Source organism: Streptococcus mitis (assembly GCF_002096895.1).
Classification (GTDB): Bacteria; Bacillota; Bacilli; order Lactobacillales; family Streptococcaceae; genus Streptococcus; species Streptococcus mitis_AH.
In genome coordinates this window covers 705,243-717,675 of the sequence record NZ_NCVI01000020.1, presented here as the reverse complement: position 1 = coordinate 717,675, position 12,433 = coordinate 705,243, and the positions used below count along the sequence as shown (strand labels likewise).

At 39.7% G+C, this 12,433-nt stretch carries 14 protein-coding genes; 5 read left to right on the top strand and 9 right to left on the bottom strand.

Annotated features, from left to right (window positions below; translation table 11 throughout):
• Window positions 1-117: 117 nt before the first annotated feature.
• The 7 genes from B7697_RS08200 to glmU all read right to left on the bottom strand — a co-directional run bounded on the left by B7697_RS08200 (window position 118) and on the right by glmU (window position 6,271).
• Window positions 118-1,881, bottom strand: a complete 1,764-nt coding sequence (locus B7697_RS08200) for a glycerophosphoryl diester phosphodiesterase membrane domain-containing protein (RefSeq protein WP_142359005.1) — start codon at window positions 1,879-1,881, stop codon at window positions 118-120.
• A gap of 8 nt (window positions 1,882-1,889) precedes the next feature.
• Window positions 1,890-2,480, bottom strand: a complete 591-nt coding sequence (locus tag B7697_RS08195) for a 3'-5' exonuclease (protein WP_084951251.1) — start codon at window positions 2,478-2,480, stop codon at window positions 1,890-1,892.
• Window positions 2,481-2,736: 256 nt separating this feature from the next.
• Window positions 2,737-3,228 carry a chromosome segregation protein RocS gene (gene rocS, locus B7697_RS08185; protein ID WP_084951248.1) on the bottom strand — a complete coding sequence of 164 codons (492 nt, stop codon included), beginning with the start codon at window positions 3,226-3,228 and terminating at the stop codon, window positions 2,737-2,739.
• Window positions 3,229-3,304: 76 nt separating this feature from the next.
• Complete coding sequence (locus B7697_RS08180) at window positions 3,305-3,997, bottom strand: 5'-methylthioadenosine/adenosylhomocysteine nucleosidase (protein ID WP_084951244.1); 693 nt, start codon at window positions 3,995-3,997, stop codon at window positions 3,305-3,307.
• 16 nt (window positions 3,998-4,013) lie between these two features.
• Window positions 4,014-4,325 carry a cell wall synthase accessory phosphoprotein MacP gene (gene macP / locus B7697_RS08175; RefSeq protein ID WP_000517861.1) on the bottom strand — a complete coding sequence of 104 codons (312 nt, stop codon included), beginning with the start codon at window positions 4,323-4,325 and terminating at the stop codon, window positions 4,014-4,016.
• Between the two features lie 11 nt (window positions 4,326-4,336).
• Window positions 4,337-4,882: an NUDIX hydrolase gene (locus B7697_RS08170; protein WP_033681927.1), complete on the bottom strand. Its 546-nt coding sequence runs from the start codon at window positions 4,880-4,882 to the stop codon at window positions 4,337-4,339.
• Between the two features lie 9 nt (window positions 4,883-4,891).
• On the bottom strand, window positions 4,892-6,271 hold the full coding sequence (glmU, locus tag B7697_RS08165) for a bifunctional UDP-N-acetylglucosamine diphosphorylase/glucosamine-1-phosphate N-acetyltransferase GlmU (RefSeq protein WP_084951242.1): 1,380 nt from the start codon (window positions 6,269-6,271) through the stop codon (window positions 4,892-4,894).
• Window positions 6,272-6,426: 155 nt separating this feature from the next.
• On the opposite strand from glmU, the gene B7697_RS08160 reads away from it, so the two are divergent.
• From B7697_RS08160 to lysS, 5 genes are all read left to right on the top strand, one after another.
• Window positions 6,427-7,227 (top strand): glycoside hydrolase family 25 protein, encoded by an 801-nt coding sequence (locus tag B7697_RS08160; protein ID WP_084951239.1) that lies wholly within the window; start codon window positions 6,427-6,429, stop codon window positions 7,225-7,227.
• A gap of 94 nt (window positions 7,228-7,321) precedes the next feature.
• On the top strand, window positions 7,322-8,164 hold the full coding sequence (locus tag B7697_RS08155) for a DUF368 domain-containing protein (protein WP_084951236.1): 843 nt from the start codon (window positions 7,322-7,324) through the stop codon (window positions 8,162-8,164).
• Window positions 8,164-8,646, top strand: a complete 483-nt coding sequence (locus B7697_RS08150; RefSeq protein ID WP_050278930.1) for an aminoacyl-tRNA deacylase — start codon at window positions 8,164-8,166, stop codon at window positions 8,644-8,646. The genes B7697_RS08155 and B7697_RS08150 overlap by 1 nt, the downstream gene beginning before the upstream one ends.
• Window positions 8,646-9,263: a histidine phosphatase family protein gene (locus B7697_RS08145; protein WP_084951234.1), complete on the top strand. Its 618-nt coding sequence runs from the start codon at window positions 8,646-8,648 to the stop codon at window positions 9,261-9,263. The genes B7697_RS08150 and B7697_RS08145 overlap by 1 nt, the downstream gene beginning before the upstream one ends.
• A 137-nt stretch (window positions 9,264-9,400) precedes the next feature.
• Window positions 9,401-10,891, top strand: coding sequence for a lysine--tRNA ligase (gene lysS / locus B7697_RS08140; protein WP_000102451.1), 1,491 nt, complete (start codon window positions 9,401-9,403; stop codon window positions 10,889-10,891).
• A gap of 61 nt (window positions 10,892-10,952) precedes the next feature.
• Here the strand turns inward: lysS and B7697_RS08135 are convergent, their stop codons facing one another.
• Together B7697_RS08135 and B7697_RS08130 are read right to left on the bottom strand one after the other, a co-directional pair.
• Window positions 10,953-11,792 carry an amino acid ABC transporter substrate-binding protein gene (locus tag B7697_RS08135; protein WP_084951231.1) on the bottom strand — a complete coding sequence of 280 codons (840 nt, stop codon included), beginning with the start codon at window positions 11,790-11,792 and terminating at the stop codon, window positions 10,953-10,955.
• 9 nt (window positions 11,793-11,801) lie between these two features.
• The gene (locus B7697_RS08130) at window positions 11,802-12,431 is read right to left on the bottom strand and encodes an amino acid ABC transporter ATP-binding protein (RefSeq protein WP_084951229.1); all 630 of its coding nucleotides are present in this window, start codon (window positions 12,429-12,431) and stop codon (window positions 11,802-11,804) included.
• Window positions 12,432-12,433 lie beyond the last annotated feature (2 nt).

The window sequence follows — 12,433 nt, the reverse complement described above, 5'->3', positions numbered from 1 at the left end:
TTATCTGACACTCAGAATTCTGTCTTGTTCGCTTTTTTGTCTAATCCATCGATTTTTAAAATTTATAATAAAGAATTCCTAAAATCAAAATCTTTTTGTCCCAGACTCTTTTTATTACTAAAAATTAAAGAATTCCATGGCCTGTTTGAACAGTAAATCCGTATACTCTGGGTCTTCTTGGGCAATGGTGACCTGATCTTGAATCATTTCCAAGTCATCCGTTATCATGCCGTCTGCACCCAAATGAACAGATTTATCAAAGGACTCTGAACTATTGATGGTCCACACGTACAATTTCTGATCGGTATTCCAAAGCTTGTTGACAAAATTTTCATCCAAGGTTGAATACTCCATAGTATAACCTGTGGCCTTGGTTCTTGGAAAAATACTATTGTAAGGTAGGATGAAATAAACTGGGATTTGTGAATCATAGGACAATACCTGATCAATCACATGGTAGTCCAAGGACTGCATTTGGTGACCATTCTGCTTAAGAATCGTTCCATATTTTTCCATAAAGCGTTTCATCATATCTGGACTATCTTTTCGACTGGTTTTAATCTCAATGAGGAGTTTTTGATGCAATTCATTAGCTTTATTGAGATAGTCATCAAAACTAGACACCTTGCTATGATAGCCATTTTCTGAAATATCGAGTTTGGTTAATTCTTCCAAAGTGAGATCCTGAGGATTGGCATTAACTCCTGTCAGATTCTTGATATTGGCATCATGCATCATGACAAACTGACCATCTTTTGTTTCCTGAACATCCGTCTCAACGAAGTCTGGAGATAACTGAGCGGTTTTTTCTAGTGATTGGACGGTATTTTGCACACCATTCTTATTAGATACTCCCCTGTGAGAGATAATCAAAGGTTTATTAGCAACTGGAGCTTCTAAATAAACATAACCCTCAAGAGCGAAAAAGATAGCGGCACAGCCCATCACTCCCCATCTCATCCAGTGGTCTTTCTTTCTCCTTGGTGTGATTTCTAGTTCCTCCCCTGTCAAAAAGGAAACAAACTTAATGAGAAAGTAAGTCAAGGCCATATAATGGAAATTCTTAATCAAGACAAAGTTGATAATTCCCAGCACAAGAGATTCCTTATGGGTCAATCCATCCATCAGTACCTGACTTGCCAAGATTGGAATCAATAAAAGAATGAAAAATAGGTAGGTTTTGACGATAATCCAAAGCAAGTTCCAAATGTAAAACCAGGAGTGCTTTCTTGTCTTCTCTAGACTGTATCTGACTGCTTCTTTGACTGTTTTCTTCTCAAATAAAAGCTGAGGTAGAGCAAACATGAAACGCACTGAAATGTAAAATAGAAGTAAAGCCAGAATAGTAACCACTATACCTACTAGCCAATACTTGTCTTCCACATAATCAACGATAAAGTCTGGAATGACAATTTTATTGAGGTAGTAAATCTTTAAAATCTTTCGAATCAATGGAAAGAGCATCATGACATAAAAGAAGATAAAGGCTATCTTGGAAAGCGTCGCTTGCTTCATAAACAAGAAACTTTGATGAAAGACCTTACGACTGTACTCCAGCAAAGTTCTCTTTTCATGATAGAGTAGGTGCCGGGCTCCGATAAAGAGAAGTCCTATCTGGTAATAGGCGATCAGTAAATTAACGATTACCAGAATAAATAAAGCAAGACTAACAAATGGCGAACCCTTTATAATGGCAAAAATATTGTTGTAAGATAGAAAGAGATAACCTGTCTGACGGAGTAAAAGTCCAGCAATCCAAGAATTGGACGGTAACCAGACAAACTCAATCATCATAAAAGTCAAGAAAAATAGAAAAAGTATTTTATCTAGATTAAAGTATATCTGCTTAAAACCTAGATTTTTAGGTTTTTCAGGTTTCATAGGCACTCCTAGTCAAATAATTGAGACAAATCCAAGCCTCCAAAAGGATTGTTTGATAGGCTACTTTCTGCCCCTAACAATTCTCTAGCTTTATCCGACTCTAGAAAGGACTCGTAAACACGCGCTGTCATACGAGCATCCTCTAAGCTATTATGAGACTGACCTTGAAATCCAAGAAACGAGGCAACAGTTTGCAATTTGAGATTGGCAATACCATGTAAATCCGAACTACGGCGTTCAAAAGCTTCATCATACAAGTCCACCTTATACTGCTGGCTGTAGTCTAAACCATGCTCCACTAAAATAGGCAAATCACTTTTAGCAGCATTGTAGCCAACCATAGGTAAAGAACCCACAAACTCTTGGAAATCTTTTATAACTTTCTCCACTGGAGGAGCATCTTTTAATGTCTCAGCTGTAATCCCAGTCAAACCATTGATAAAACTCTTTAGAGGCACACTAGTATGGACATATGAATCATAGGCATCGATTTCCTGACCATCTCTAAAACGCACTGCCGATACTTGAATCAAGTGTGTTTGCCCTTCATGCTGATTAAATTCTAAATCGAAAGCAATGTAATCTTCTAATCGTTCCATTCTATACCTCTCCTATACTGTTATTTTATACTCTTCGAAAATCTCTTCAAACCACGTCAACGTCGCCTTGCCGTAGATATATGTAACTGACTTCGTCAGTCTTATCTACAACCTCAAAGCAGTGCTTTGAGCAGCCTGCGGCTAGCTTCCTAGTTTGCTCTTTGATTTTCATTGAGTATTAATTGAGCAACTATACTATTTAGATTAGAAATAAAAGAAGCCATCAGGTTAGCATTTAACCTAAACAGCTCCTTGATTATCCTCCAAATAAACGAGCAAAAAAGCCTTTCTTAGTTGATTGGACTTCTTCTTTTGCTTGGTCCAGCTCTAGCTTAAGATTTTCTTGATCCTTCATGGCTTGAAGGGTTAATTGTTGCTGCTGATCTAGTTGTTTGTCTTTCTCAGCAATCTGACGGTCTTTGATACGTATCTGCTCGTCTTTTTCTGATAACTGACGATCCTTGGCTTTTAATTGTTCATAAAGACGGAGAATTTCTGCATTCTTCTCATCAACTAGAATCTCCATCAGTTCACGCTGCTTGACATCTTCACTGACAGGCTCATCTTCAAAAATCGTTTTTTTATAGATTTCTTCTAGCTTAATCAAGCCACTTCTGGTAACGACTGTTACCCCTTTGTCATTTTTATCTGTGTCTTCCTCTGGTAATTCTTTGACACGGTTATTGATTGCTTGGCGAGATAATCCTAAGACCTCTGCAATCTCACTGACGGTCATTTCAATACTCATAATATCCTCTGAAACGTTTTCTAGCTTTTCTTTACTTAAATCTTATCATAAGCTAGAAAAACTGTCAAATTTTCGCTTAATCTAAGGCCTTCAAAAAGGCTAATAAGACTTGGGCAGAGCGACGTCCAGCTTCGATAATAAACTCATCAAAAGAGATGTTTGCTTCATGGTTGGCATTGTCACTCATAGCTCGGATGACTAAGACTGGAAGATTAAGAGCATGCGCTGCCTGAGCAATCGCTGCCCCCTCCATCTCAACAGCTAAAACTTCTGGAAAATGGGACTTAATCACTTCTATCTTGTCATTTCCAGCAACAAAACTATCTCCTGTAGCAATCAAACCAAGATGCCATTTTTGATCCAATTGAGATAAACTCTCTTGGATTTTGGCAACAAAGGTTTTATCCGATTCGAAATAAAGTGGTTGTTGCGCCATTTGTCCATAAGCATAGCCAAAAGCTGTAACATCCACATCATGATAGGCTAATTTGTCAGCAATCACGACATCTCCAACAGCAATACCTTCTGCTACTGCCCCAGCTGATCCTGTGTTAATCAAAGCATCCACTTGAAAATGATCAGCCAAAATCGCCACACTCATAGCAGACATGACCTTACCAATTCCACTTTCTACAAGAACGACTTCATGCGAGGCAATGGTTCCAGTATGATAGGTATTACCTAAAACAACTTGCTCCTGGGCATTGTCTAAATGCTGGACCAGATACGCCAGTTCTTCTGGCATAGCCGCAATAATTCCTATTTTCATTTCAATTCCTTTTCCATTATAAAAGTTTCATTGCTAAGACAAGCAAAATCAAGAGAAAGATGACTGCGAATAAGATTTTATTTAACTTAGAATTGAAAACATTTCTCTTGGTATTTTCAATGCGACGGCTTTTATGAATAGACGGTTCGACCTGAATCTTCAAGGTTTCCTGACTAAAACCATGATCCTTAGGATTGGCATAACCAAAACGGGAAGAAGAGGTTGGTAAAATCTTGGTTTCCTCGTCATCAAGCAAAGGGGGACCCGAAATTTTTTCGCCTCTATTAGCCCTTTCAATCATTTCATCCGTTAATAAAGGTTTACCCATACTGACCTCCTCTATTTTTTCTGCAATTCCCAATACTGAACAGCCATAATTGTCTTGGCATCGCAGATATGACCTGATTGGATTAATTCCTTGGCTTCTTCTAAGCTCACTTCAAGGACTTCCAAGGTTTCATCCTCATCCTGCGAACGCGGATTTTCCACCTTTGTCAAATCGCTTGCTAGGTATAGTTTTAACTTTTCATTACAAAAGCCAATGGCTGAGTAAAAATCGTACAAGAGTTCTAATTTCCCTGTATAGGCTGTTTCTTCCTCTAATTCACGCAGGGCTGCTGCGACAGGGTCTGTATTTTCTCCTACTTCCAGTTTTCCAGCTGGAATTTCGTAAGAGACAGCCTCGATGGCTTTGCGGTACTGCTTGACCAAGATGAGTTTTTGTTCATCCGTTACTGCTAAAACACAGACAGCCCCATTGTGGAAAATCAAATCCCGTTGGGCAGTTCCTTTACCTTCTGGTAATTCAACCTGATCTTGGACCAGTTTAAATATTGGTCCTTGATAGATTTCTTTTCTGCTAAGTGTTTTTTCTTCAAATTCCATGATAGGCTCCTACTGATTCTTAGGATGATGAGGAAGGCGTGTTGCATATTCGTCTTTATTAACCTGACGACCGCGACCAATAGCAATAGCATCCGCTGGCACGTCTTTGGTAATAGTTGAACCAGCTCCAACAAGGGAATTGTCACCAAGTTCTACTGGCGCAATAATGGTTGAATTTGAACCAACAAAGACATTGTTGCCGATGACTGTCTTGTATTTGTTTTTGCCGTCATAGTTGACTGTAATGGTTCCAGCACCAAAATTAACCTTGCTACCCACTTCACAGTTTCCGATATAAGTCAAATGACCAGCCTTGGTATTCTCACCGATAGAAGAACCTTTCACCTCAACAAAGTTACCAATATGAACTTGGGCACCCAGACTTGAACCTGGACGAATGTGGGCATAAGGACCGACTGTCACACCGTCCGCAACACTACTTTCCTCAATCATAGAGTTGGTAATAACAGCTCCTGCTCCGATAGTACTATCAACTACATAAGTACCGTTTGTCAAAACAGTCTCAGCACCAATTTTCGTTTGTCCCTTCAAGGTAACATTGGCTTCAATTTGAACTTCAGGAGCGATCTCGACATCAATATCGATATAAGTTGCTTCTGGATTGACAAAGCTAACACCATTGACCATATGTTGATGATTGATGCGACGACGCATAACTGACTCAGCAGTCGCAAGAGCCACACGGTCATTTACTCCAAGACTCTCATCAAAATCTTTCAAAGTATAAGCGCCAACTTTTTCACCAGCTTCACGGAAAATGCCAATGACGTCTGTAATATAGTATTCACCTTGAGCATTATTGGTATTGATATTTTTCAAAGCCTCAAACAAACGCTCGTTGTCAAAGACGTATGTTCCTGTGTTGATTTCCTTAATTTGCTTTTCAAAATCTGTAGCATCCTTTTGCTCAACAATGCGAAGAACCTCAGCATTGTCATTACGAACAATTCGTCCATAGCCAAAAGGATTATCTGTTTCAGCAGTCAAGATAGTAGCCACATTTTTATGATTGATGTGGAAATCAATCAAGTTTTTCAAGCTTTCACCAGTAATTAAAGGAGTATCTCCTGCAATGACCAAGGTGTTACCTGACAAACCTTCTAAAATAGGCTCTGTCATCATAACCGCATGACCTGTCCCCAACTGTTCAGATTGAGTCACAAATTCTGTCTGTCCAGCCAAGACCTGCTCAACCAATTCCGCCTTGTGTCCTACAACTGTTACTGTCTTTTCAGGCTGGATAGCTCCCACACTACGGAAAACATGTTCTAACATAGAAATACCCGCAACCTTGTGCAAAACTTTTGGCAAATCAGATTTCATGCGAGTTCCTTTACCCGCTGCTAAAATAATGGCATAATTTGACATAATCTTCTCTTTTCTCTAGAAATTCTCTTTTATTATACCATATTTCAAATCATTCCGCGCTCTTGAATGAAAAAATGCTCTAAAGTCCTTTCTTAACCCATTTTTTGAGTATTTTTTTTTGATTTTTTTTCATTTTTAAGGTAAAATTATGACATATGAGAAAGAAAATTAATCCGCTTATTTTGTTTGGTTTTTTTGGGATTATGATTTTCATTTTAATCCTAAATCGCCCTCGTTTTGAGGACCATCCTGTAAAAACAAAGTCTAATATCGCGCAAGTAGAATCGCAGGCGCTCCATAATATAGATAAACCGGTGATTGATGTTTCTGGTTGGCAACGTCCTGAGGAAATTAATTACGATACTCTCTCCCAAAACATTTCTGGGGCTATCGTTCGTGTCCATAGTGGCGCTCAGTCTTTAAAAGAAAATGATGCTTCCTTTGTTAATGGGGTAGACAAGGCCTTCAAAACCCATATTACCGAGTTTCAAAAACGAAATGTCCCAGTTGGTGTTTATGCCTATGTAGCTGGAAAAAGTATCCAAGAAATGGAAAAAGCTGCTGAAGTTTTTTATAATGCTTCATCGCCATACAGCCCTAGCTACTATTGGCTAGATGTGGAAGAAAAAACCATGTCTAATATGAACGAAGGTGTTGAAGCCTTTCGAGCAAAACTAGAATCACTAGGTGCTAAAAATATCGGAATCTACGTTGGGGTCTACTTCATGGAAGAACACAGTATTAATACAGACAAGTTTACGTCTGTGTGGATTCCTTCCTATGGTTCTGACTCAGGATTTTACGAGGCAACTCCAAAAACTGATTTAGATTACGACATCCACCAGTACACTTCTAAAGGAAAAATTGCTGGCTTTGACCACGATTTGGATATCAACGTCATCTCTTCTTTAAAAAATAAGGAAGAAACCTTTAGAAAACTCTTTTTAAAACCTTAAAAGCATTTGTTTCTCATTTGCTTTTTCTTTTTGTTTTAGATTGTGATACAATATAGTAAGGATTTTTTGAAATAGAAATAGTTGGAGGAAAAATATGCTCTCATGGTTAACACGCGTTATTAAAGGGATCGTGATTGCTCTTGGATTTATTCTACCGGGAATTTCCGGAGGGGTTCTAGCAGCAATCTTAGGAATCTATGAACGGATGATTGGCTTTCTAGCCCATCCCTTTAAAGACTTTAAAGAAAATGTTTTGTATTTTATTCCAGTTGCCATCGGCATGCTTCTGGGGATCGGCTTATTTTCCTACCCGATTGAATACCTACTTGAAAATTATCAGGTCTTTGTCTTATGGAGCTTTGCGGGTGCCATCATTGGTACAGTTCCTAGCCTCCTCAAAGAATCAACTCGAGAATCTGACCGAGACAAGATTGATTTGGCCTGGTTCTGGACAACCTTTATCATTTCTGGATTAGGACTCTATGCCTTAAATTTTGTCGTTGGAACCTTAAGTGCCAGCTTTCTTAATTTCGTCCTAGCAGGTGCACTGCTGGCTCTTGGCGTATTAGTTCCTGGCCTCAGTCCATCAAACCTACTTTTGATTTTGGGACTCTACGCTCCTATGTTGACTGGTTTTAAAACCTTTGACCTCTTGGGAACCTTCTTCCCGATTGGAATCGGGGCAGGTGCAACTCTCATTATTTTTTCAAAATTGATGGATTATGCCTTAAACAACTATCACTCACGCGTCTATCATTTCATCATCGGAATCGTCTTATCAAGTACCCTTTTGATCTTGATTCCAAATGCAGGAAACGCTGAAAGTATCCAATACACTGGTATTTCTCTTGTTGGGTATGTCATCATCGCCTTCTTCTTTGCACTTGGAATCTGGCTTGGTATTTGGATGAGCCAATTGGAGGATAAGTATAAATAATGGCAAAAAAAGTTAAAATCAAAAAAACATTGGTAGAACAAATTCTGTCTAAAGCAGGCATCCCACATCAGGGGATTCAAATCAATGCCCTGGAAGGAGAGCTTCCTCAAGGTTATGAACGAGATCAGATTTTCAAAACCTTGGCTCTTTTGGGAGATAAAACAGGACCGATTATCGGAATTGTCCCTATCACTCAACACTTGTCTGAAAAGAAACTAGCTAAAATTTCTGGCAATAAAAAAGTGAGCATGATTCCCCAAAAGGATTTGGAAAAAACAACTGGTTACATTCATGGAGCCAATAATCCTGTCGGAATTCGTCAGAAACACAATTACCCCATTTTTATCGATAAGATCGCTCTAGACTTGGATCAAATGATTGTCTCTGCTGGAGAAGTTGGTCACAGCATTATCGTCGCACCACAAGACTTGGCTAGCTTTGTAAAAGCTGACTTTGCAGATATCTTGGAGGACAGTAAGTAATGAAACTCTACTTTGTCCGCCACGGTCGTACAGTCTGGAACCAAGAAGGTCGCTTTCAAGGTGCCAGTGGAGATTCTCCCCTTCTTCCTGAATCCATTGACACCCTAAAACAACTTGGCCAGTATCTCAAGGAAATTCCTTTTGATCAGATTTATTCAAGTGATTTACCTCGAGCGGTCAAATCTGCTGAGATTATCCAAAGTCAACTCCAGACCCCCTGTCCTTTAGAAAGTGTCCCTAATCTCCGTGAATGGCAGCTGGGGAAGTTGGAAGGTTTAAAAATCGCAACCTTGGAATCTATTTATCCACAACAAATCAAAGCTTTCCGATCTAATCTGGCTCAATTTGACACTCAAATGTTCGGAGCTGAATCCCTTTATAGCACAACACAACGGACCATCCAATTTATCAAATCATTAAAAGATAGTCCTGCTGAGCGTATTCTAATTGTCGGTCACGGCGCCAATCTTACTGCCAGTCTTCGTACTCTTCTAGGTTATAAAGAGCCACTTCTTCGTAAAGATGGAGGTCTAGCAAATGCCAGCCTGACCATTCTAGAAACCCATGATTTTGAAACATTCACTCTCGATACTTGGAATGATACTTCCTATCAATAACAGAACTTGATTTCAGCGTCAAGTTCTTTTTAGTTTTGAAAGATTATCCGTGAATTTCTTGGCTATTTATGATAAAATGGGAGTATCGCAAAAAATGACTCATCGTATTCAATTTTGAGTAAAACTAGGAGGATCCCATGTCAACAGAACATATGGAAGAACTAAATGACCAGCAGATCGTTCGCCGTGAAAAAATGGCTGCGCTCCGTGAACAAGGAATCGATCCTTTCGGAAAACGTTTTGAACGTACTGCAAATTCACAAGAATTAAAAGATAAATATGCTGACCTCGATAAAGAACAATTACACGATAAAAACGAAACAGCTACTATCGCTGGACGCTTGGTAACCAAACGTGGTAAAGGTAAAGTTGGATTTGCCCACCTTCAAGACCGCGAAGGCCAAATCCAAATCTACGTTCGTAAAGATGCTGTCGGTGAAGAAAACTACGAAATCTTCAAAAAAGCAGACTTAGGAGATTTCCTTGGTGTCGAAGGTGAAGTGATGCGTACAGATATGGGAGAACTCTCTATCAAGGCAACTCACATTACACACTTGTCTAAGGCCCTTCGTCCACTTCCAGAGAAATTTCACGGTTTGACAGACGTTGAAACCATTTACCGTAAACGTTACCTGGACTTGATTTCTAACCGTGAAAGCTTCGAGCGTTTTGTCACTCGTTCAAAAATCATCTCTGAAATCCGTCGTTACCTAGACCAAAAAGGTTTCCTTGAAGTGGAAACACCTGTTCTCCACAACGAGGCTGGTGGTGCTGCTGCTCGTCCATTTATCACTCACCACAATGCCCAAAATATTGATATGGTTCTTCGTATTGCGACTGAGCTTCACTTAAAACGCCTTATCGTTGGTGGTATGGAACGCGTTTATGAAATTGGCCGTATCTTCCGTAACGAAGGAATGGATGCTACTCATAACCCTGAATTTACTTCTATCGAAGTATACCAAGCTTATGCTGACTTCCAAGACATCATGGACTTGACGGAAGGCATTATCCAACATGCTGCTAAATCAGTCAAAGGCGATGGTCCTGTTAACTATCAAGGTACTGAAATCAAGATCAACGAACCATTTAAACGTGTTCACATGGTGGATGCTATCAAGGAAATTACTGGTGTAGATTTCTGGCAAGATATGACTTTGGAAGAAGCTAAAGCTATCGCTGCTGAGAAGAAAGTTCCAGTTGAGAAACATTACACTGAAGTTGGCCACATCATCAATGCTTTCTTTGAAGAGTTTGTTGAAGAAACCTTGATCCAACCGACCTTTGTCTATGGACATCCAGTAGCTGTATCTCCACTAGCTAAGAAGAATCCTGAAGACGAACGCTTTACTGACCGTTTCGAACTCTTCATCATGACCAAAGAGTACGGAAATGCCTTTACTGAATTGAATGATCCAATCGACCAACTTAGCCGTTTTGAAGCCCAAGCTAAAGCTAAAGAACTTGGTGACGATGAGGCAACAGGTATCGACTACGATTACATTGAAGCTCTTGAATATGGTATGCCACCAACAGGTGGTTTGGGAATCGGTATCGACCGTCTCTGCATGCTCCTAACTGATACAACTACTATCCGTGATGTATTGCTCTTCCCAACAATGAAATAACCTCTTATCCTCTGGTACTTGCCAGAGGATTTTTCGATACAAAAAGAGACTGAGGAAAAACTCAATCTCTACTTTTCACTTCTTTTGTTGCCACATCTTCTCCAAACCATTTCTGGCTGATTTCCTGGAACTTTCCTTCTTTGTATAGTTCAATAAAGGCTTGGTTTAATACTGTTAATAATCTTTTATCAGCTGGTCTAACTCCAACAGCAAAAGATTCACTTTCAAATCCAGCTGAAAAGACATTGTAATCATTTAATATCCCCTCAGACTGGAGGTAATAATTAGCATACACTCGGTCAATCAACAAAGCATCAATCCGATCATTTTTCAAATCAATTAAGGCTTCATTGAAACTCTGGTATTGATTGCCCTTCTGGTCTTTAACACGATTTTTCAGTAAGTCTGGCTGAGCTTCAAAGTCTAAATAACCAGAGGAACCTGCTTGAGCTCCCAAGGTCTTATCCTTCATATCCTCTACTGAACGAATTTGCTTGCTTTTCTTCGTAACTAGTACTTGCTGATTTTCCATATAAGGAATACTAAAGGCAACTTTTTCTCGGCGTTCATCAGTCGCAGAATAGCCATTCCAAATGGCATCTATGGTTCCATTTTGCAGTTCCGTCTCCTTCATATCCCAGTCGATTGGCTGGAATTGCACCTTGACACCTAATTTTTCAGAAACTGCTTGCGCCAAATCAATATCAAAGCCTGTATATTGGCCATTCTTTTCTTCAAATCCCATGGGTACAAAGGTATTGTCAAAACCAATAGTAATCGTTCCCTGCTCTTGATACTTATCCCAGTTATCCTGCTTTGGATCGCTAGCCTTCTGAGTACAAGCTGTTAAAAAGAGAGTCAGAAGAGAAACCAATACTAAAGCAATTTTCTTATTAGTCATCGGCACCTCCTACTTGGGCTCAACTTTGAGAATTTGGTCCGCAATATTTTCAGCGAACTGTAAATCGTGGGTAACGACAATCTGCGTCATCCCTAATTCCCTATTTTGCAAGATCAGTTTTTCCACTTCCAAGCGCAATTCTGGATCCAGGGCAGAAGTTGGTTCATCGTAGCCAATGATTTCTGGGTCAATCATCATAGCACGCGCCAAGGCCACCCGTTGCTTTTGCCCACCAGATAGTGAGAAGGGATAAGCATCTGCATGCCCTGCTAATCCTAACTGTTCCAAAAGCCCTCGCGCCTTCTTCTCAGCCTCGTCCTGCCTCATCCCCATTGTTTTCAAAGGAGATAAGGTCAAATTATCTAGAACTGATAAATGAGGGAACAGTTGAAAATCTTGGAAGACAAATCCCAGTAGATTCCGCTTCTCCAGTTCATCCAGTTCTAAAGGTTCTCCATTATAAAAAATTTCCCCTGAATCAATGGTTTCAAGGCCCGCAAGCATACGTAAGAGAGTTGTCTTACCTCCACCAGAAGGCCCTACGATAGCCAGGATTTGCTTTTCAGGAATTTTCAGACTGAAATTAGATAAAATTTGCTTTTCACCAAAGCGCTTATTGATATTTCTTAATTCTAACATGG